This is a genomic window from Nocardioides lacusdianchii (assembly GCF_020102855.1).
Classification (GTDB): Bacteria; Actinomycetota; Actinomycetes; order Propionibacteriales; family Nocardioidaceae; genus Nocardioides; species Nocardioides lacusdianchii.
This window is the reverse complement of sequence record NZ_JADHZD010000007.1, coordinates 207,595-226,150: the sequence shown is the minus strand read 5'-3', so window position 1 is coordinate 226,150 and position 18,556 is coordinate 207,595. Positions and strand designations below refer to the sequence as shown.

16 protein-coding genes and 3 pseudogenes are annotated in these 18,556 nt (G+C 69.0%); 8 read left to right on the top strand and 11 right to left on the bottom strand.

Annotation, left to right across the window (positions count from 1 at the left end):
- Positions 1 to 121 precede the first annotated feature (121 nt).
- Positions 122 to 1,112 (bottom strand): annotated as a pseudogene (locus IRX98_RS12620) (IS3 family transposase); the annotation flags it as partial.
- Between the two features lie 277 nt (positions 1,113 to 1,389).
- Here IRX98_RS12620 and IRX98_RS12615 point away from each other — a divergent pair.
- Positions 1,390 to 2,715 (top strand): annotated as a pseudogene (locus IRX98_RS12615) (transposase); the annotation flags it as partial.
- Between the two features lie 421 nt (positions 2,716 to 3,136).
- A pseudogene (locus IRX98_RS12610) lies at positions 3,137 to 3,343 on the top strand (acyclic terpene utilization AtuA family protein); the annotation flags it as partial.
- Here the strand turns inward: IRX98_RS12610 and IRX98_RS12605 are convergent.
- The gene (locus IRX98_RS12605; RefSeq protein WP_224277233.1) at positions 3,303 to 4,595 is read right to left on the bottom strand and encodes an ISL3 family transposase; all 1,293 of its coding nucleotides are present in this window, start codon (positions 4,593 to 4,595) and stop codon (positions 3,303 to 3,305) included. The pseudogene IRX98_RS12610 and the gene IRX98_RS12605 sit on opposite strands and share 41 nt — an antisense overlap.
- Positions 4,596 to 4,792: 197 nt before the next feature.
- Between IRX98_RS12605 and IRX98_RS12600 the strand changes: the two genes are divergently transcribed.
- From IRX98_RS12600 to IRX98_RS12585, 4 genes are read left to right on the top strand one after another with little or no spacing between them, the layout of a single operon-like run.
- A complete protein-coding gene (locus IRX98_RS12600) occupies positions 4,793 to 4,960 on the top strand; it encodes a hypothetical protein (protein ID WP_224277232.1) in 168 nt (55 codons plus the stop codon).
- Positions 4,957 to 5,670, top strand: coding sequence for a hypothetical protein (locus tag IRX98_RS12595; RefSeq protein ID WP_224277231.1), 714 nt, complete (start codon positions 4,957 to 4,959; stop codon positions 5,668 to 5,670). Before IRX98_RS12600 ends, IRX98_RS12595 begins: the two co-directional genes overlap by 4 nt.
- 14 nt (positions 5,671 to 5,684) lie before the next feature.
- Positions 5,685 to 6,623 carry a helix-turn-helix domain-containing protein gene (locus IRX98_RS12590; RefSeq protein WP_224277230.1) on the top strand — a complete coding sequence of 313 codons (939 nt, stop codon included), beginning with the start codon at positions 5,685 to 5,687 and terminating at the stop codon, positions 6,621 to 6,623.
- Positions 6,620 to 6,838, top strand: coding sequence for a hypothetical protein (locus IRX98_RS12585; protein WP_224277229.1), 219 nt, complete (start codon positions 6,620 to 6,622; stop codon positions 6,836 to 6,838). The genes IRX98_RS12590 and IRX98_RS12585 overlap by 4 nt, the downstream gene beginning before the upstream one ends.
- A 427-nt stretch (positions 6,839 to 7,265) precedes the next feature.
- Here the strand turns inward: IRX98_RS12585 and mftF are convergent, their stop codons facing one another.
- From mftF to IRX98_RS12540, 9 genes are all read right to left on the bottom strand, one after another.
- The gene (gene mftF, locus IRX98_RS12580) at positions 7,266 to 8,732 is read right to left on the bottom strand and encodes a mycofactocin biosynthesis glycosyltransferase MftF (RefSeq protein WP_224277228.1); all 1,467 of its coding nucleotides are present in this window, start codon (positions 8,730 to 8,732) and stop codon (positions 7,266 to 7,268) included.
- Positions 8,729 to 9,493, bottom strand: a complete 765-nt coding sequence (locus IRX98_RS12575; protein WP_224277227.1) for a mycofactocin-coupled SDR family oxidoreductase — start codon at positions 9,491 to 9,493, stop codon at positions 8,729 to 8,731. The genes mftF and IRX98_RS12575 overlap by 4 nt, the downstream gene beginning before the upstream one ends.
- Positions 9,490 to 10,164, bottom strand: coding sequence for a mycofactocin biosynthesis peptidyl-dipeptidase MftE (gene mftE / locus IRX98_RS12570; RefSeq protein WP_224277226.1), 675 nt, complete (start codon positions 10,162 to 10,164; stop codon positions 9,490 to 9,492). Before mftE ends, IRX98_RS12575 begins: the two co-directional genes overlap by 4 nt.
- The gene (gene mftD, locus IRX98_RS12565) at positions 10,161 to 11,414 is read right to left on the bottom strand and encodes a pre-mycofactocin synthase MftD (RefSeq protein WP_224277225.1); all 1,254 of its coding nucleotides are present in this window, start codon (positions 11,412 to 11,414) and stop codon (positions 10,161 to 10,163) included. The genes mftE and mftD overlap by 4 nt, the downstream gene beginning before the upstream one ends.
- Positions 11,402 to 12,634, bottom strand: coding sequence for a mycofactocin radical SAM maturase (mftC, locus tag IRX98_RS12560; protein ID WP_224277224.1), 1,233 nt, complete (start codon positions 12,632 to 12,634; stop codon positions 11,402 to 11,404). Before mftC ends, mftD begins: the two co-directional genes overlap by 13 nt.
- Positions 12,631 to 12,930: a mycofactocin biosynthesis chaperone MftB gene (gene mftB, locus IRX98_RS12555; protein WP_224277223.1), complete on the bottom strand. Its 300-nt coding sequence runs from the start codon at positions 12,928 to 12,930 to the stop codon at positions 12,631 to 12,633. The genes mftC and mftB overlap by 4 nt, the downstream gene beginning before the upstream one ends.
- Positions 12,930 to 13,040, bottom strand: a complete 111-nt coding sequence (gene mftA / locus IRX98_RS12550; protein ID WP_224277222.1) for a mycofactocin precursor MftA — start codon at positions 13,038 to 13,040, stop codon at positions 12,930 to 12,932. The genes mftB and mftA overlap by 1 nt, the downstream gene beginning before the upstream one ends.
- 16 nt (positions 13,041 to 13,056) lie before the next feature.
- Positions 13,057 to 14,529 carry an aldehyde dehydrogenase family protein gene (locus IRX98_RS12545; RefSeq protein ID WP_308044876.1) on the bottom strand — a complete coding sequence of 491 codons (1,473 nt, stop codon included), beginning with the start codon at positions 14,527 to 14,529 and terminating at the stop codon, positions 13,057 to 13,059.
- A gap of 153 nt (positions 14,530 to 14,682) precedes the next feature.
- Positions 14,683 to 16,329, bottom strand: coding sequence for a sigma-54-dependent Fis family transcriptional regulator (locus IRX98_RS12540; protein WP_224277220.1), 1,647 nt, complete (start codon positions 16,327 to 16,329; stop codon positions 14,683 to 14,685).
- Between the two features lie 149 nt (positions 16,330 to 16,478).
- Here IRX98_RS12540 and IRX98_RS12535 point away from each other — a divergent pair, with 149 nt between their 5' ends.
- Positions 16,479 to 17,591 carry an NDMA-dependent alcohol dehydrogenase gene (locus IRX98_RS12535; RefSeq protein WP_224277219.1) on the top strand — a complete coding sequence of 371 codons (1,113 nt, stop codon included), beginning with the start codon at positions 16,479 to 16,481 and terminating at the stop codon, positions 17,589 to 17,591.
- The gene (locus IRX98_RS12530) at positions 17,592 to 18,524 is read left to right on the top strand and encodes an AAA family ATPase (RefSeq protein WP_224277218.1); all 933 of its coding nucleotides are present in this window, start codon (positions 17,592 to 17,594) and stop codon (positions 18,522 to 18,524) included. It abuts the gene before it with no gap.
- Positions 18,525 to 18,556: the final 32 nt, after the last annotated feature.

Here is an 18,556-nt window from a genome sequence, read left to right as displayed (position 1 = left end):
TCTGTCAGCACGCCACTGCCGACGCGCACCCTCGGGAACATCGCTGGTCTTCTTGCTCCAGTCCGCCGTCGCCATCTGTGAACACCTCCGACATCAGGGGGTGTTGCGACGACCAGTTGAATCCGCCTTGAGACCCGGCGTCCGAGTGATGGATGAGCTCACCCGGCTGAGTGGGGTGGCCCTCGCGGCCGCGTTGCCACAGCGCCATCCGCAGCGGGATCATCACCAGGTCGGTCTGCTTGTTCGTCGCGGCGTGCCAGGCCACGATTCGTTGGGCGTAGACGTCGACGATGAACGCGACGTAGGTGAAGCCGGCCCAGGTTCTGACGTAGGTGAAGTCGGTGACCCAGGTCCGGTCAGGTGCCGGCGCGGTGAAGCCCTGTCGAGGAGGTCCCCGGCACGGGTGCCGTCCTTGGCCGGGATCGTGGTCCGAATGCCCTTGTCACGCCGCACACCACACAGGCCGAGGGTCCGCATCGCACGGTCCACGCTGCCGGCGCTGGCCTCGGGCATGGTGGTGCGCCGCAGGTAGGCGGTCATCTTGCGGCGCCCGTAGAGCCCCTCGGGTGCGAGCTTGCGCACCGCCACGCCCTCGGCGTCGACCTTGGTGGTCCAGGCGATGTCGCGTACCGCGTCGACGACCTGGGCATCGGACATCGTTCTAGCCGCGACGACCCTGTTCGTGCTCTTCCAGCTGCGGTAGGTCCGCGCGGCGATCTGGCAGCCCTGCTCGCGCAGGACCCGACAGATCGACTCGACCGCGTAGTCCTCGGCTCTCATGGTGTCGATGAAACCCATGATCAGCGGTTGCGGGGGTCGAGTTCCCCGGCGAAGAAAGTTGTGGCCCGGCGCAGGATGTCGACGTCCTCACGAAGCCGCCGGTTCTCGGCCTTGAGCGCCTTGATCTCAGCCAGCTCTTCGCTCGTGACGCCCTGGCGTGTGCCGCTGTCGACGTCGGACTGGATGACCCAGCGACGCACCGACTCCTTGCCGACACCGAGCTGCTTGGCCACGACCGCACAGGCAGCAGTAAGCGAGGAGTACTCCCCGCGGCGATCATTGACCAGACGCACAGCCCTGGCCTTCAACTCTTCATCGATCTTCTTCGGCATGGTGCTCATCCTCCTGGACTCAAACAGGAGCGGCATCAAACCTGGGGCGCTTCATACCCGTTGAGATAGATCCGATCCAGGCACTCCACATCGAGCACCACATGACCATCGAGGAGATCACCGATTCGCAGGACGTTATCCATCACCACAGCGTGCGCCCGCCTGCCCGCCCAGACCAGCCCCAGACTCGGCGGTCAGAGGCGGAGCCTCACTGGGAGACTGCTGAACAAAAGGCGCGCCTCCCACGGTCGGCGGGCAGGGCTGAAATCCTGAGTGCATGCAGGGTGAGTCTGATCGGCAGCGTGAGTTGCTGGACGTGGAGTCGGTGGCCGGACACTTACTTGAGCCGGGCAGCGTGTTCGCGTTGCTGGCCGAGCATCGCGACCGGTTGTTCCCGAGCGAGTTGTTCGCGGACCTATTTCCTTCGGGACGGGGTCGGCCCTCGATCCCGGGCGAGGTGATTGCTTCGGTGATCGTGTTGCAAGCGTTGTACGGGCATTCGGACCGCGAAGCGGTCGACGCGTTGACCTTCGATCTGCGGTGGAAGGCGGCGTGTGGGTACGCGATCGACGCGAAGGGCTTCGACGCCTCGACGTTGACCTACTGGCGGCGTCGACTCGCTGCCAGTGATCGTCCGCAACGGATCTTCCAAGTGGTCCGCGACGTCATCGCCGAAACGGGTGCGGTGGCCGGCAAGCAGCGCCGCGCGCTGGATTCCACGATCCTCGATGACGCGGTTGCCCGTCAGGACACCGTGACCCAGTTGATCGCCTCGGTCCGTCGGGTTGGCCGTGAGGTGCCCAACGCGAAGGACCTCATCGCGGTGCACTGCACACGGCTGGCGGCGTTGACTGGTCAGGACTACACCGGGACCGGGAAGCCGCGGATCGCGTGGGATGACCCGGACGCGCGTGATGAGCTGGTGAGTGCGCTGGTCGGTGATGCGCTCGCGTTGCTGGCCACCTTGGACATCGAGCAGATCAGCAAGGACGGTGGGAAACCGGCCGAAGCCGTCGCGCTGCTGGCGCTGGTCGCGGGCCAGGACGTCGAGCCGGCCGAGGACTCCGATGGCACCGATGGCCGGTGGAGGATCGCGCGCAGGACCGCGCCGGATCGGATGATCTCGACCGTGGATCCCGACGCGCGCCACGCCCACAAGTCCCGCGAACGCAAACAGGACGGGTTCAAGGCCCACATCGTGGTCGAGCCCGACACCGGGCTGACCACCGCTGTGAAGGCGACCAAGGCCAGCGGCGCTGAGAACTCCGACGGCAATGTGGGCGCTGTCCTGCTCGCCGAGGACACCACGGTTGGCGAAGGCCAGCAGGTCGAGGTCCTCGCCGACTCCGCTTATGGCACTGGCGAGATGCTCCGCGAGCTCGACAAGTCCGGCCACAAGCCCGTGATCAAGCCCTGGCCGCTGCGCCCCGCGGTGCCTGGCGGATTCACCATCGACGACTTCACCCGCGACCCGGTCGCCGGAACGATGACATGCCCAGTCGGCATCACCCGGAGCGTGACACCGAAGGGCAATGCCATCTTCGGCAGCGCCTGTCGGGTCTGTCCCCTGGCCGAGCAGTGCACGACCTCAGCCAGCGGCCGCAGGCCACACCCACCGGTCATGCCGACCCAGTTCTGGATCAACCAGCCCGACCTCGAACCCCAAATCAACTGACCCAAACTGTCTCACTTGACTTGACAGATTCCGCGTGGCCGTCAGCGGGCAGGTCTCATGTCCGCCACTGGGCAGTTTCTACTGGCCCTTGACAAGAGAGGTCTGTTGCACGCCATCACCGGTCCCTGGGCTTTCTTCACAGTGTGGCTGAGCGGCGAGGCAGCGGTTGGCCTCCTGTCCAACCCTCCCCGACGTTCGACACATGGCTGACGGCAGAGTTGCGGCCGACCGTTGACGATGTGACGCCCGTCGCACTAGTCTTCCGTATGTAGAGATACCGATCCATATATACGTAAGGATCTAAATGACAAGGCCACTCCGAATAGCAAATTTCTAGGGCTTCTACGGCGACCGCGCGAGCGCCCTGAGCGACATGGTGCGGCAGGCGGATGCTGACGTTCTCACCGGCGACTACTTGGCCGAGGTGACGATGAGCGTCTTGTCGAAGCTGCGTGCCCGCGATGCCGAGGGCGGCTACGCGTCAAGTTTTCTGGCTCATCTGACTGATCCGTGGGTCATCGGCCGGGCAGCAGCGGCCGGTTGCCGCCGAGATTGAGCATCGCTAGACCGATGAGGGCGTCGGGTGAGCGGAATCCGAAGGCCACCCTGGTGATGAGCCGGATCTTGGTGTTGACCGATTCGATGAGGCCGTTGGACAGGCCGTGGTCGATGGCAGCGAGGATCTCGGCGCGATGCTTGGTGATGCGCTGCTGGAGCTTGACGAACGATGCGATCCGGCAGCGCCGTGCCCACGCGACCCATCGGTCCAGCGCCTCGGCGGCCTCGTCTGCTGGGAGCTTGAAGACGGTACGCAGGCCTTCTTTGAGCAGATAGGCGCGGTAGAGCCGAGGATCAGTCTTGGCGATCCACGCAAGCTTCGTCTGCTGCTTGTCGGTGAGGTTCTCGGGGTTCTTCCACAGCGCGTAGCGGGCGTGCTTGAGAGCGCGAGCGTGTCCGGTTGCGACCGTAACCGCCCGGCCGTTCTGCCAACCGGCGGGGCGGGTGTGGCCCGCGCGTCTGGCCTGATTCCAGGCGTCTCGTCGCACGGCGTCGAGGGCATCGGTGGCCCAGCCGACGACGTGGAAGGGGTCGGCGCACCGGACCGCGGCTGGGCAGCGTCGCCGCACAACGTCCGCGATCCAGTCCGCGCCGTCGGCTGTGACATGGGTGATCTGGGCGCACCTGCCTTCGCCGGAGGCTTCCAGTGCGTCGAAGAACTCCTCGAGGGTGGCGCGGTCGCGTCCGGCCTTGGCCCACACCAGCCGGCCGGTGTCGTGGTCGACCACGACGGTCAGGTACTTGTGGTTGCGCTTGTAGGAGATCTCATCGATGCCGATGCGGCGCAGTCCGGCGAAGGCGTCGATCCCTTCGGCGGTGTCGGCCCAGACCCGGGCGATGATCGATCCCACGGTCCGCCACGCGATCCGCATCAACTGGGTGATCGCGGACTTCGAGCACTGGGTAGCCAGCCAGGCGACCTGCTGGTCAAAGCTCAACGTGTGACCAGCCGCGTGACGCGCCCAGGGCACATGCCGCACCGTCGGCCCATGGACCGGGCAGTTGACCCTTGGCGCGTCGGCCTCGAGGAAGACCTCGACCGTGCCCAGGTCCAGGCTTCGCCACCGTCGGCGTCCTTCTCCGTGGTCGTACCAGGCGGCTTTGATGCCGCATCGTCCGCAGCGGCCTCGAGCAGCTCGTCGCGGTCGAACGTGCGCGATGACAATGTCCTCGACATCGCTGAACTCGATCGCCTCGATGACGGTGTTCTCGACGCCCAAGAGGGCGCGCCATAGGGTGGCGTTTCGCACGCCGTTCTCCGTTCCGTGGTTCCTGACTCTCGACAAGCCAGAAACCTAGAGCGGGAACGGCGTGCGGCCATTCAGGCGCGATCAACCACCCACGGAAGCGTCAGATGAGCCAGATTTCTTCGCGCTCGGTGATCGCCCGAGCGGGTCGGCCTTCCTTTGGTGACTGAACATGACCCCGGTCAACCAAGGAGCTGCCCGTGAGCACGCCCGCCGATTCTCCCTCCGCCGCGGCCGACCGTGACCCCGTTCAGGAGGCCCGCGACCACCTTGAGCAGGCCCTGGCCGCGCTCGACCGCCTCCGCGAGGTGCTTCCCCCGCCGAGCAGTACGCCCCCGTCCGACACGGGAGGCGGTGAGCCGGCATGACCACCGAGACCGCTCTGCAAGCGGCAGACGCCGTCTTCATGGCCGAGCAGGCCGTGGGACGCGCCCGCCGGGTGGTCGACGAACTCCACACCACGGTCAACTCCGCGCTCCGGGTTCTCGATGACGCCGAGCTCGACTCTGCGAAGGCCCGCCTCAGCGACCGCGGTGACTACTACCTCGAGGCCGCCGGCGAGCACTTGGGCCGCCTGCAGCGGCGCTGCAGCGACAACGCCGAGCTGGTCGACGAACTCACTGGACACCTGGAGCGTGCATCGCAGGCGATCGCGGATGCCCACGATCTCCTCCAAGACGCCGACACCTCCGATCCTGAGCTCGCCAGCGAGGTCGCGCAGTTGAAGCCACGCCTCGCAGTCGTGGGCGAGATGATCGACCTGGCCAAGCCGATGGCCCGGTTGACCGCTCAGCACGTCGACAGCGCGCAGCTGGCGGCCCAGCACGTGACTCCGCCGTCGCTGCTGGAGCCGGTCACCCTCGAGCGGAGCATCGCGACCGCCGGCAAGGAACTCGGCCGCGCCGACGAGGACGTGCGCCTGCTCGAGAACATCGTCGACCACGCCGCGGCCAACGCTCGGCAGTCGGCCGGCATCGCGAGCGAGATCACCGACAACGCTCGCCGGCGTATGGCCGAGCAGGGCCGCGGCCATGTTCCTCGCCAGGCGGCCCCGGCCGGCGGGTCGCCGGCGCGGTAGGCGGGAGGACGGGCATGGACCTCGATCAGCGCGGCCGCCAGCTGGCTGGCCTCGTCCTCGATGCCGCCAGCCGCGGGCAGCACGACCAGGTCCCCGACCTGATCGCGCCGCTGGACGCCGAACAGCTGCGGTCGCTGGTGACCGTCCTGGCCGTCCAGGTCGACCAGACCATGCCGGCGGCGCCGGCAACCGGCCTGGCTGCGGTGTGCGAGCTGGCCATCAACGCGGCCGCACCGATGTTCGGCACCACCCCGAAGGCGATCCTGAGCGCCGAGCGCAGCCGTCCGGTCAGCGACGCCCGCGCCGTGGCCATGACCCTCGCCCGCGAGGTCGGCCTGTCCCTGCCGGCGGTCGCCGAACACTTCAACAAGGACCACGGCTCGGTGATCCACGCCGTGCGCCGCACCGCCGAGCGACCCCGGCTGGCCGACGCCGCACCCCTGGTCACCGAGCACGTCAACGACCGCTACACCGCCCGGCTCCCCCGCCCCGAGGCCACGGTGGTCAGCCTCCACCAGGATCCGCCGGCGTCGACCTTCGAGCCTGATGGCCCGGTCGAGCAGGCCGTCGTGGCGACCGCGGAGGCCTTCGGCACCACGCCCGAGGTCCTCCTCGGCACCGACCGCAGCCGGGCGGCAGCGGACGCCCCCGCGGTGGCGATGACGGCGGCCCGCATCCACGGGCACAGCCTGCCGACGATCGCGCGTCACTTCGACCGCGACCACACGACCGTGCTCCACGCGACCCGGCGCATCGAGAAGACCCCACCGCTGCGCGAACTGGCCGCGAAGATCGCCGCCGAGCTCCCCGAGGAGCCGGCCGGCGCCCGCACGAGCGGGGCAGAGGTCGTCGAGCAGATCCCCGAGCCCGGCTACCGCTCCCCCGGCGTCCGCGCGCAGGCACGCGCGGTTCCCGGCGCCGGCGAGCGTCCCCAGCTGAGGGTCGCCCGATGAAGGCCCTCATCGGCCTCGCGGCCGCGGCGATCGCCGTGCTAACCGCCGGCGGCATCAAGGCAGCCCTCCCCGTCACGCCCGCAGGCCCCGACCCATCCGAGGGCAACGTCACCCAGGTCCGCGTGACGGCCGTGGTCGACGGGGACACGCTGCGCGTCGAGGACCTCGGCAGCCGCGAGCTCGGCCGAGTCCGCCTGCTCGGCATCGTTCATTAGGCAAATCTGGTTGTCGGGATTGAACCTGTCGGCTGGCGCAAGACGCCCCCGTCCCGGTGATGGAGCCGGACGGCTCCTACGGGACGTCCGTCGGGTTGTCGGGCCAGGATGGGCTTCCGAACTGTGCGTTCACCGTTTGAGGTTCCGCATGTGGGGACCGCCTGTAACCTGAGCGCCCAGTTCAGCCCCCTGCGGAGCTCGCAACGCATCAGGTCGCAAGACCGACAAGCCCTGGGGTTGTCGTGCCCCAGTGCTGCCAAGTCATCGTTGCTTGCCAGATCGGTCGGGTCGGGGTACGTGAGATGACCTCGCGTGGCCGCGTAGTGCGCCCCTGAGGCGGCTGGGACAGGCCGAGAGGGAGATCGGCCAGGGTATTCCCGCGAGGGTGTCGCTGCTGAGATACGGTTTCAGCCTTTCCAGCCGCCGATCATGTTTCCAGCGTCGCGTTCACTCGGTGTGAGTCTGTCAGCATTCGTCCATGCCGGCGGGCGGATCCTGGGCGGCTAGCCCACTGCACCGAGAGGGCCCAAGGAGAACGAGCCCTGACAGAGCCCCACCAGAGACCGCCGCCGTAGGCCAAGTCGTCCATTCGACGGCCGACGAACGCGGCGACGGGTCGATCGCGTACTCCCTCCGAGGCGGCTGCCACGACGTCGACGACGCAGGCGGTCACGACGGCACGGCGTACCGACCGGCTCGCGATCGCACCGACCACGGCCGCCGGCCACCAGTGGCGCAGCAGCAGCGACGACTCCTGACGCAACGACCACCCGAGTCCGCGTGCGGAGAGCTGGGCCACGAGCCGGGGCGTGACCACGGGCTCGGGGAGACTCGCGGCGAGGGACGAGGCACTGCGAGCGAGGCAAGCCGCTGCCACGGGCGCGGACCAGCGTCGGCGAAGCAGCAGCGCACCGGCCGCCAGCGCCATGGCGGGCGAGAGCCGGGCCACGGCCGTGTGGTCGCCGTGGCGCTGGGCCAGCACCGCGCCGCCCGTGCCGTAGGCGAACTTGCGCCCCAGCCACCCGGCAAGCGTCGGCCGCGTGTCGTGTCGTGCGACCACCGTGGGGTCGTAGCGGACCGTGTGACCGGCGGCGACGAGGCGCCACACCAGGTCGACGTCCTCGCCGATCCGCAGCTTCTCGTCGAACCCGCCGGCGAGCAGCTGCACGCGCCCGACGACACATGCGCTGGGCAGCCAGCCGACGGCCGCGCCGGGACGCACGGAGCAGGCACGACCACCCAGGTCGAGGGACGAGGCGTGCTCGTCGTAGCGCTCGTGCCAGCGTGGCCGCACCGAGCGAGCCACGCTGACGACTCGAGGTCCCACCAGGGCCACGCGGGGATCGTCGAAGTGCCGGGCCAGTCGCATCAGCCCCTTGGCGGTCACTTGCACGTCGGAGTCGACGAAAGCGACGTACGGCGTGGTCACCGTCGCCAGCCCGGCGTTGCGAGCGCCCGCGGGCCCCACGTTGACCGGGAGCCGGATGAGGCGGGCCCCGTGCCGCGCTATCACTTCGGCGACGGCCTCCGGGTGCGTCGAGCCGTCGTCGACAACGAGTGTGTGCAGCGGGTGCAGCGCCGCCAGGGCACGGTCCAGCTGCTCTGGCCGGTCTCGCACCGGGATCACCACGGTGATCGAGTCGGTCGCGGTCATCGTCGCCAGGACGGGGTCGGCGACGTTGGCATCGAGCAGCCGCTGGGCGAGCACACCGCTTCGGCGGTCAACGACGCGCACGCTGTCTCGATCCATCAGTTCAAGAGCACCGTCGGTCAGGGTGATGGCCCGCAGCGGTGAGCCACCCACGAGCACCCGCCCGTCGCCCGGCCGTTGCACGTCACCGCGAATGCTGACCTCGAACCCGAGAGGCAGCCCGGCCGCGAACGACGTCGTCACGGCGTGAAGCCGCCATCTGCGTGCAGGACGCTGCCGTTCAACACTCCGCCTGCGGATGAGGCGCAGAAGGCGATGGCGGCGGCGATCTCGGCCGGGTCGATCGATCGGCGGATCAGCTGATGCTCCGTGAGCTCGGCGGGCGTCACGGCGTAGAGGTCGGCGGTCGCCAGCAGCATCTGGGTATCGGTGGCACCAGGCGAGACGGCGCAGGTCGTGACACCCGTGCCGACCAGATCCGCCGCCAGTCCCTTCACGATGCCGACGACGGAGTGCTTGACCGCGTTGTACGCCGCCAGATGGAACATGCCCTGGCTGCCGGCCGCCGACGCGACGGCCACGAACCGGCAACCCGAGGGGTCAGGCCCGGCCAGCATCGCCGGCACCGCGACGGCCGCCGTGTTCCAGACACCCTTGGCGTCCACGTCCCAAAGCAGGTCGAGGTCGGCTTCGCTCGTCTCCCACAGCGGCGCCCCACCCCGAATGACCGCCGCGGAAGCGACGGCGACGTCGAGCCGCCCCCAGGTCTCCAGCGTGTGCGCGACCGCCTCGGCCAGCGCACCACGATCGCGTACGTCGACGACCCGGTGCAGCACGGCATTGCCATGGGCGGCAGCGACGGCGTCGAGCTCGGCGCGCGTCGCAAGAGGCGCACCCTCGCATGAGTCCACGGTCATGACCCGGTAGCCGTCGGCGACCAGCCGAGCGACGGTCGCGGCACCGATCCCCCGGGCGCCTCCGGTGACGAGGGCGACGCGGCTCATGTCACCGGGACCGCGGCCCGGGCCAGGACGTCGCGCACCATGCGATCGAACAGCAACGCCCCCTCCTTCGCCGAGGCACCAGCCGGATCGCCGAGCACTCCGTTTGCCGAGACGTCACGCACCCCGTTCGTGACGAGCGCGGGCAGGACCTCCGTGAGTGGCTGGGTGTTGCCGGCCTCGGCCAGGTCGAGACGAACGGAGTTCGGGCGCAGGAGCAGCATCAGCGAGGTCTCGGTGCGTCCGGCATGCAGGTCGACGTCCTCGGTCGCGCATGGCGCCCAGGCAACATCGTGACCTTCGTCCACAAGTTGGCGTACGGCGCCGGTCAGCGCTTGCACGTTGCCGCCGTGAGCATTGACGAAGAGCACACGGCGCGTCCAGGTCCGCATGGACCGCACCAACTCGACCAGCATCAGGTGCAGGACATCCGTGCCGATGGAGCTCGTCCCCGGGAACGCCTGGTGCTCACCGCTGGACCCGTAGACGACCGCCGGCGCCACCCAGGCACCACCCAGGTCCGCGGCGACGGCCTCGGCCACCGCGACCGCGATCGTGGTGTCCGTGTCGAGCGGGAGGTGCGGACCGTGTTGCTCGATCGACCCGACCGGCACCACGACGAGCTCGATCTGCTCGAGATCGGGCCAGGTGGCGTCTGCGATCCGTCCGCTCATGGGTTGGCGGCGTCCGTCGCCTCAGTGCCCAGGGCCCGATGGAAGCTCGCGGGCACCAGCACGTGGTCGGGAGTCAGCTCGTCGATGGAGGACACGCCCAGCCCCATGAGTGCCGAGTCGATGCCGCCGCGCAGGACGTCGAGGACGTTCTCCACGCCCGCCTGGCCATTGGCTGCCAGCCCCCAGAGATACGCCCGACCGATCATCACTGCGCGGGCGCCGAGCGCAACGGCCTTCACGACGTCCGAGCCGCGGCGGATCCCGCCGTCCATCACGACGTCGAGGTCGTGGCCGACAGCGTCGGCGATCGGCTTGACCATCCGGATCGCGGCTGGCGTGCCGTCCAGGTTGTTGCCGCCGTGGTTGGAGACCGACAGCGCGGCCACCCCGGCGTCACGAGCCCTCAGCGCATCGTCGACGCGGCACACGCCCTTGAGGACGAAGGGCGTGCCACTGATCTGGGCCCACTGCTCGCGCATCCACGCGACGTCCTCCCAGGAGGGCGGCGGCGTGGTCATCCACTCGTAGTAGGCGGTGAAGAACGTCGGCGCGCTGCCCAGCGTTCCATCCGCGCCCCGAGGTGCGAGGTTGGGTGCGGTGAGATCGGGAATCTCCCCGGACCGTCCGAACTCGTAGAGCCAGCGCGGCTTCGTGATCACCTTCGGTGCCATCCGCACCATGGTCCTGAGGTCGACCTTCTCCGGGATCTCGGGGCTCCCCCAGTCCCGACCCACCGAGAACGACCAGTCCAGCGTGGCGATCAGGCCCACCGCGCCTGCCGCGTGCGCGCGTTGCATCCGCTGCACCACGACCTCACGATCACCGGTCCAGTACATCTGGAAGAACGTCATCGCCCCGGTCGCCGTGACCTCCTCGACAGACTTGGAGGCGAAGTTCGACAAACCCATGATCGTGCCCCGCGCCGCCGCCGCACGAGCGACGGCCACCTCACCGTCGGGATGCACCGCCTGCACACCGGTCGGGCTGATCAGCACCGGCAGCGAGACCTCGCGCCCGAGCACGGTCGTGGCCATCGACCGCTCTGTGTGCTGTCCCGCGACGTGCGGTGCGAAGCCGAGCTCGCGGAACGCCGCCTCGTTGTCACCGACCGTCTGGCCGCGTTCGGAACCGGCCACCAGGGCGCCGTACACCGGAGCGGGCAGCCGCTTGCGCGCGCGCCGTTGGGCGACCGCGACGGACTCGAACCACGGGTTCTGCTTCCACGGGTTCTCGAGCTTCACGAGCAGCATCCGTTCTGGCTCGAAGGTGCGGCCTCGAAGCCGGCGAGCGGGCTCTGCGCGCAGGCCGACACCGGCGGCCTGGTCATCAGCTGGAGCATCACCGGCTGATTGCGTGTCGGCCCCGACCGGGAGTGGTCCTGGCTGGCGGCCGGGATGGTCCTGGCCCCGGCCAGGGCGGTCTCTCCGTAGCCCTGCACGCATTCGGGGTCGGGTCCGTCGAGCGGCAGACCGGTGAAGAACTTGGCGGCCATGCAGCCACCCCGGCAGGTGTCGTAGAACGTGCACTTGGCGCACGCCCCACCGGTCTGCGGCGACCGCAGCTCGGTGAACAGCTCGGAGGTCTGCCACACGCGCTGGAAGCCTCCCTGGTCCAGCAGATTGCCCGCGAGGAAGCTGTCGTGGATCGCGAACGGGCACGCGTAGACGTCGCCGATCGGGTCGATCAGGCACACCACCCGGCCGGCACCGCACAGGTTGAGACCGGGCAGGCTCTCGCCGAACGCCGCGAGGTGGAAGAACGAGTCCCCCGTGAGGACGTCCTCACCGTGCGCCATCAGCCAGTCGTAGAGGACCTTCTGCTGGGCGGGCAGGGGATGCAGTTCGTCCCACACATCGGCCCCGCGACCCGAGGGCCGCAGCCGGGTGAGACGCAGGGTCGCGCCGTAGCGGTCCGCCAGGGCCTTGAACTCGTCGAGCTGCCCGATGTTCTCGCGGGTGCAGACGACCGAGATCTTGGCGTCCTTGAAACCAGCGTCCTGGAGGTTCTGCAACGCCGTGAGGGCGGTGTCGTAGGACCCCGTCCCCCGCACGTAGTCGTTGACCTCGGCAGTCGCGCCGTCCAGCGAGATCTGCACGTCGACGTAGTCGGTCGACGCCAGGACTCGGGCTCGCTCGGGCGTGATCCGAACGCCGTTGGTCGAGAACTTCACCCCGACCTGGTGATCGACGGCGTAGGCCAGCAGGTGCCAGAAGTCCGGCCGGATCGTCGGCTCGCCGCCACCGATGTTGACGTAGAACACCTGCATCCGCTGCAGCTCGTCGATCACTGCCTCGCACTGCGCGGTGCTCAGCTCTCGCGGGTCCCGCTTGCCCGACGAGGACAGGCAGTGCGCGCAGGCCAGGTTGCAGGCATAGGTGAGCTCCCACGTCAGGCAGATCGGCGCGTCGAGCCCGAGCTCGAACTGGTCGATGAGCGAACCACCCACTGGTCGTTCCTGCACTGCTGTCATGAGGCCAGCTCCTGCTCGCGCGGCCGGATCATGTCGGTGCGGGCGAGGCCGCGGAGCGCTGCGCCGTACGCCGCGTGCTGCGACTCCGGCACTCCCGCGGCGACCAGGGCGGACCGGACGTCCGGGTGCTCAGCGAGCACCCGGACGACCTGGACCAGCTCCGGTCGCTTGAGGAAGGTCAGCTTGCGGTTGCCGAAGTGGTAGGCCAACGCGCCGAAGGGCTCCGGGCGCAGGGCGACCGACGGCGACAACGCCCAGGCCTGGGTCAGGATGCGGTCGAGCAGGACGTCAGGCATCAGTACACGCCACACATGCCGTCGATCGAGACCTCCTCGATCAGGTCCTCCGCGACCATGTCCTCGGCGGATTCGGAGTCGTCCTGCGTCTTCAGCTCGGTGGGTGTCATGTCTCAGCCTTTCGGATCAGATGGAGATGTTCACGGACTTGTTCTGCGTGTAGAGGTCGATCGCTCCCTCGCCCAGCTCGCGACCCCAACCCGACTGCTTGAAGCCACCGAACGGCATGGCCGTATCGAAGGCGTTGTGGCAGTTGACCCACACGGTCCCCGCGTTGATCTCGCGCGCGGTGCGGTGGGCCTTGGAGACATCGCGCGTCCAGACGCTGGCGGCGAGACCGAACGGGGTGTCGTTGGCCTGACGACCGACGCCTTCCTCGGCCCTGAAGGGAGTCGCCACGGCGACGGGACCGAAGATCTCCTCGCGATAGACACTGAACGAGTCGTCCACGTCGACCATCAGGGTCGGCTCGACGTAGAAGCCCTCCGTGCCGTGCCGGCGTCCGCCGGTCAGCGCGCGGGCGCCGTCACGAAGACCCGCCTCGATGTAGCCGGTGACCCGCTCGAGCTGCGTGCCGTCGACCAGCGGGCCGACCTCGGAGGTGGGGTCGAGGCCAGGGCCGAGCTTGCTCGCGCCGGCCACCTCGGCAACACCCTGGGTGAACTCCTCGAAGATCGACTCCTCCACCAGCAGCCGGGTGCCCGACGTGCAGGCCTGCCCGTGGTTGAACAGGAAGCCGCTCGCCACACCGGGGATCGCTGCGCTGAGGTCGGCATCGGCGTACACGACCTGCGGGCTCTTGCCGCCGAGCTCGAGCGAGACCTTCTTGAGGTTGCCGCGGGCCGCGTCGACGACCAGCTTGCCGACCTCGGTCGACCCGGTGAACGCGATCTTGTCGACGTCCATGTGTGCGGCCAGTGCCGCCCCGGCCTCGCCGTATCCGGTCACCACGTTGAACACACCGTCGGGGAGGCCGGCCTCGGCCATGACCTCCGCCAGCAGCAGCGCCGAGAGCGGCGTCTGCTCGGCCGGCTTGAGCACCGACGTGTTGCCGGTGGCCAACGCGGCCGGCACCTTGAAGGCAGCCATCAGCAGCGGGAAGTTCCAGGGCACGATCCCACCGCACACGCCCACCGGCTGCCGCAACGTGTAGGCGTGCCACTGCGCGCCGGGGGCCCACGGGACCGACACCGGAATGGTCCGGCCCTCGATCTTGGTGGCCCAGCCGGCGTAGTAGGCGAAAAGCTCTGCGGTCCAGAGGACGTCGACTGCCTGGGCGACCCCGGCGGACTTGCCGTTGTCGAGGGACTCGATCTGGGCGAACTCCTCCGCGCGATCGCGGATGGCCTCGCTGATCCGGAACAGGATGCGCTGCCGCTCGGCGGGCGTCCAGAGCGACCACTCCCCGTCGAACGCGGTGCGCGCGGCAGCGACCGCCCGATCGATGTCCTCGACGTCTCCACGGGCGACCGTCGTCAACACGTGACCCGTGGCCGGGTCGATGGTCTCGAACGTCTCGCCGCTCGCGGAGTCCACCCATTCGCCGCCGATGAACAGGCGCTTCGGGGTGCCGAGGAAGTCACGGACGGCGGGAATCACCGAAGCGTGCAGGTCAGGTGCAACAGCGGTCATGGAATGCCTCCGGTTTCGGGGACCTGCCACGTGCTAGGTCCGTGAGACGAGGATCACTCCCGTCGGCTCACGCCGATGTTCAGTCTCTGGACACTCCATGGCGACGGCGACCAGCGGCGATCAGTACGTCGTGATCCGCAGCGTTCGCATGCGCGCGTAGAGGGTCGTCCGCGACATGCCCAGCTCCTCCGCAGCGCGCACCTTGTTGCCGGCGGCTGCCTTCAGTGCCATCACGATCACGTCCCGCTCGGCCTGGTCCCGAGCGGTCAACCGGTGCTCGGGTGACGTCACGCGATACTGCTCGGGCAGGTCGGGCAGGGTGAGGGCACCCACGGAGCGCTGCAGCGCCAGGTGCTGGATGACGGCCTTCAGCTCCCGGAGGTTGCCCGGCCACGACTGGGCAGCCAGGGCCCGGATCAGGCTCGGCGCCAGGTGGATCGCCCGGTTCGGAGCGACCTCGGCCAACATCGCGGCGGCGATCCCGGGGATCTCCGTGCGGCGCGCGGACAACGGCACGAGCTCCTCGCGGTTCATCGCCATCCCGGCCAGGGTGGCCGCGCGGCCGGTGAGACCGGCGATCGGACCGGCGGTGAGGATCAGGTCGGGGCGCGAGTGCCGATCCACCGAGTCGATGACGAGGTCGAGCAGCTCGTCGGGCAACAGGTCGATCCCGTCCACGCAGACGGTGCCCTTCGGACGCCGCATGGCGTCCTCGAACTCGCACGCCCACTCGGCGCCGCCCTCGAGGAGCGCGGCGGCGGGACGCATCATCTTGAGCGGCGGATGCTCGGCCGCGAGCTCCCGTGCCCGGGTGGAACGTCCGGTTCCCGGAACGCCCGTGACGATCCGGGGAGCGCCGATCTGCTTGAGCTTGTCCTGCGTCCGGCTCTTGACCGCCCGCGCGCGGTCGCCACTCACGCGGTCCACCCGCAGGAGGGCCCCTCGGCGCGCACCTCCCACGCGCGCGATCTCGATGCTCACGGCGTCGCCGCACTCGAGGGTGAGCTCCAGCGCCTGCTCGTCGCGCTGCGGTTCCTCGGCCAGGGCGCGCAGCAGCGCGATGTCTGCCGGACTGAGCAGGTCGTTGGCAGCGTGGTTGGACAGCACGATGTCCTCGCCGATCGCCAGGATGGCTCGCCGCCTCAGTCCGGCCGCACCCTGGAACGCCCGCAGCAGGTTCTTCTCCGACGTCCGGCTCCCGTCCAGGAGTCGCTGCTCGATGTCGTGGACCGCGCGCGAGATCAGCGGCGGCAGCAACGGGCTCGCCTGCTCGATGAGAGCAGTGATGTCGAGGACACCCTCGATGCGCTTGGTGAGCGGGTGCCTGATCGGGTGCCCGTAGCAGCTGAAACCCTGGAGGGACTCGGCGAAGTGCTCGCTGCCGTTGATGCTGATGCCCTGTCGGGTGACCATGGCGGTGCCGAGCGCGTTGGTGCCGATGTTCTCCTCGAGCAGGCTCGCCCCGAGCGTGAGCTTGAGGGCGTCGAAGCCGCTCTCGACCCGGTGGTCGTCGAACCACCGGCGCACGACCCGGCAGTCACGGTCCACCAACAGGGTGGAGTAGTTGCTTCCCCTCAGGTGCTCCTCCAGCTCCTCGAGGACCGGCGTGGCACCCATCAGCAGGGAGCTGCGCGGATCGACGTCGTGTGCGGCCGTGTCGAACTCGGCGCACGGGTCGAGTCCGGCCATGCTCACGCGCCGCCAGGACAGGGCGATGTCCTCGCGCAGTGCCGTGCCTGGTGGTCCAGCGGGTGGGTGCGAGTCCATGTGATCGGTCCCTTCGCGCAGCCGGCAGTCATGTGACCGCTGTCACGAAGTCTCGTGCACGCCGTGACGTCGACTTGTCCAGACATTGAACAGAATCGCTCCCGCAATCTTGCGACGGTGTGAGCCCGATCACAACCCTAGGAGCTCACGTGAAGACCATCGCAGCCGTCGTCTACGAGACTGGAAAGCCCATCGAGATCGAGGAGCTCGACCTCGACGGTCCGCGGGACGGTGAAGTACTGATCCGCTACACGCACGCCGGCTTGTGCCACTCCGACGTGCACATCGCCCACGGCGACCTCGAGGCGCGGCTCCCGATGGTGCTGGGCCACGAAGGCGCCGGCATCATCGAGGAGGTCGGCCCGGGCGTCACGCGCGTCAAGGCCGGCGACCACGTGGTCTGCTCGTTCATCCCCAACTGCGGCACCTGTCGCTACTGCGCCAGCGGCCAGCAGTCGATCTGCGACATGGGAGCCACCATCCTGGAGGGCTACCTGCCGGGCGAGCGCTTCCCCATCTCGGGCCCGCGCGGCCAGTACGGCGCCATGTGCATGCTCGGCACGTTCAGCCAGTACGGCGTCATCCACCAGAACTCCTGCATCAAGGTCGACGACGACCTGCCCCTGGAGAAGGCCGTCCTGGTGGGATGCGGCGTACCGACCGGGTGGGGCGCGGCGGTCAACACCGCCAACGTCTCTGCCGGTGACACGGTCGCCATCTACGGCATCGGCGGCATCGGCATCAACGCCGTCCAGGGCGCACGCCTGTCGGGAGCCAAGAACATCGTGGCCATCGACCCCTTGGAGAACAAGCGGGAGAAGGCGATGGAGCTCGGTGCGACGCACGCCTTCGCCAGCGCCGAGGAGGCCCAGGACAAGATCGTCGAGCTCACCCGTGGGCAGGGCGCAGACTCCGCGATCCTGACGCCGGGGTTGTTGACCTCGGAGATCGTCGCCAGCGGCTTCAACGCCATCGGCAAGGGCGGCACCGTCGTCGTGACCGGGCTGAACAAGCTCGAGGAGCAGACGATCGAGCTGCCCGGGTCGATCCTCACCCTGTTCCGCAAGACCATCAAGGGCAGCCTCTTCGGCGACTGCAACCCCACCGTCGACATCCCCCGGATCCTTGGCCTCTACCAGAGCGGCGACCTCAAGCTCGACGAGATCATCACCCGCACCTATCGCCTCGACCAGGTCAATGAGGGGTACGACGACCTCCTGTCCGGCAAGAACGTGCGCGGCGTCGTCGTTCACGAGCACTGAATGACCAGCGACCTGTCACCGTCCAGGGGTGCGGCGCCGCACGCCGCGCCCCTGGGCGCCGTCGCCCGCGTCGAGGAGGCCCAGCTCCTCGAGGCCGCGCTGCTCAGTGGTGCCCACGTGCTGCTCGAAGGCCCACCGGGCACCGGCAAGTCCACGCTGCTGCGCCAGGTCGCGCACAACCGTGAGATCCCCTTCGTCCTCGTGGAGGGCAACGCCGAGCTCACCCCCGCCCGGCTCATCGGGCACTTCGACCCAGCCCTGGTCCTGGAGCGCGGCTATGCCGCCGAGATCTTCGAGGACGGGCCGCTGCTCGAGGCGATGCGAACCGGTGGGCTCCTCTACGTCGAGGAGCTCAACCGCATTCCCGAGGAGACCCTGAACGTGCTCCTCGCTGCGATGTCCGAGAAGGAGATCGCCGTACCGCGTCTGGGGCGCGTCGTCGCCGCCTCGGGTTTCGGCCTGGTCGCCGCCATGAACCCCTTCGACGCCGTGGGCACCGCCCGGGTGTCCAGCGCACTCTACGACCGCACCTGCCGGATCTCGATGGGCTACCAGTCGGCGGCGGCGGAGCGCGACATCGTCACCTTGCACTCCCCCGACATCGATGACGCCTGGCGGGCCAAGGTGGTGGCCCTCGTGCGGGCCTCGCGAGAGCACGACGCTCTCGAGTGGGGGTCATCCGTGCGTGGCGCCATCGACATCGCCCGCATCGCGGTGGAGCTGGCCCAGCTCCGCGGGGTGGCCGTCGACGACTGGCACGTCGGCCTCGCCGCGGCCGAGGTCTCCCTCAGCGGGCGGATCCGGCTGCACGACTCCACGGGCCGCAGCCCCGAGGACGTCGTGCGGGAGATGTACGAGCGCATCTTCGGGCCGGAGCCGACCGACGACTCGGCGGACGACGCCGACTCTGCGGGGTCGCCGGGGGAACCCTGAGCCCGCCGCCCTCGGCGGGCCAGCCCCAGCCC

What these genes read in the sequence shown, in the direction of transcription:
- IRX98_RS12595 (WP_224277231.1), top strand. Translation starts at nt 4,957, where the DNA reads ATGACCACCGAGACCGCTCTGCAAGCGGCAGACGCCGTCTTCATGGCC.
- IRX98_RS12590 (WP_224277230.1), top strand. Translation starts at nt 5,685, where the DNA reads ATGGACCTCGATCAGCGCGGCCGCCAGCTGGCTGGCCTCGTCCTCGAT.
- IRX98_RS12585 (WP_224277229.1), top strand. Translation starts at nt 6,620, where the DNA reads ATGAAGGCCCTCATCGGCCTCGCGGCCGCGGCGATCGCCGTGCTAACC.
- IRX98_RS12575 (WP_224277227.1), bottom strand. Translation starts at nt 9,493, where the DNA reads ATGAGCCGCGTCGCCCTCGTCACCGGAGGCGCCCGGGGGATCGGTGCC.
- mftE (WP_224277226.1), bottom strand. Translation starts at nt 10,164, where the DNA reads ATGAGCGGACGGATCGCAGACGCCACCTGGCCCGATCTCGAGCAGATC.
- mftD (WP_224277225.1), bottom strand. Translation starts at nt 11,414, where the DNA reads ATGCTGCTCGTGAAGCTCGAGAACCCGTGGAAGCAGAACCCGTGGTTC.
- mftC (WP_224277224.1), bottom strand. Translation starts at nt 12,634, where the DNA reads ATGACAGCAGTGCAGGAACGACCAGTGGGTGGTTCGCTCATCGACCAG.
- mftB (WP_224277223.1), bottom strand. Translation starts at nt 12,930, where the DNA reads ATGCCTGACGTCCTGCTCGACCGCATCCTGACCCAGGCCTGGGCGTTG.
- mftA (WP_224277222.1), bottom strand. Translation starts at nt 13,040, where the DNA reads ATGACACCCACCGAGCTGAAGACGCAGGACGACTCCGAATCCGCCGAG.
- IRX98_RS12540 (WP_224277220.1), bottom strand. Translation starts at nt 16,329, where the DNA reads ATGGACTCGCACCCACCCGCTGGACCACCAGGCACGGCACTGCGCGAG.
- IRX98_RS12530 (WP_224277218.1), top strand. Translation starts at nt 17,592, where the DNA reads ATGACCAGCGACCTGTCACCGTCCAGGGGTGCGGCGCCGCACGCCGCG.